The following is a 432-nucleotide window of genomic DNA, read 5'->3' as shown; positions in this document are numbered from 1 at the left end:
CTCTCCGGGGGTAAAGACAGCTATACCATGCTGGAGATTCTGCGCAATTTGCAGCAAAGCGCGCCAATCAATTTTTCGCTGGTGGCTGTTAACCTCGATCAAAAGCAACCGGGCTTCCCGGAACACGTTCTGCCCGAGTATCTTGAAAAGCTGGGCGTTGAGTACAAGATTGTTGAAGAGAATACTTACGGTATCGTGAAAGAGAAGATTCCAGAGGGCAAAACCACTTGCTCACTGTGTTCTCGCCTTCGTCGCGGTATCCTTTATCGTACCGCAACGGAACTGGGGGCGACGAAGATCGCGTTGGGTCACCATCGTGACGATATCCTGCAAACGTTGTTCTTAAATATGTTCTACGGCGGTAAGATGAAAGGTATGCCTCCGAAACTGATGAGCGATGATGGCAAACATATCGTTATTCGTCCGCTGGCC

General features: G+C 49.8%; 1 protein-coding gene. It reads left to right on the top strand.

All coding sequences use genetic code 11. The features are described from left to right. Nucleotides 1-432 (top strand): tRNA 2-thiocytidine(32) synthetase TtcA (gene ttcA, locus AC0L3J_RS37520; RefSeq protein ID WP_473350446.1); only part of this gene is annotated, 432 nt, incomplete at both ends.

Source organism: Bradyrhizobium sp. Kon37 (genome assembly GCF_055807535.1).
The sequence above is the reverse complement of the archived record's forward strand: the minus strand, read 5'-3'. Positions and strand labels throughout refer to the sequence as shown.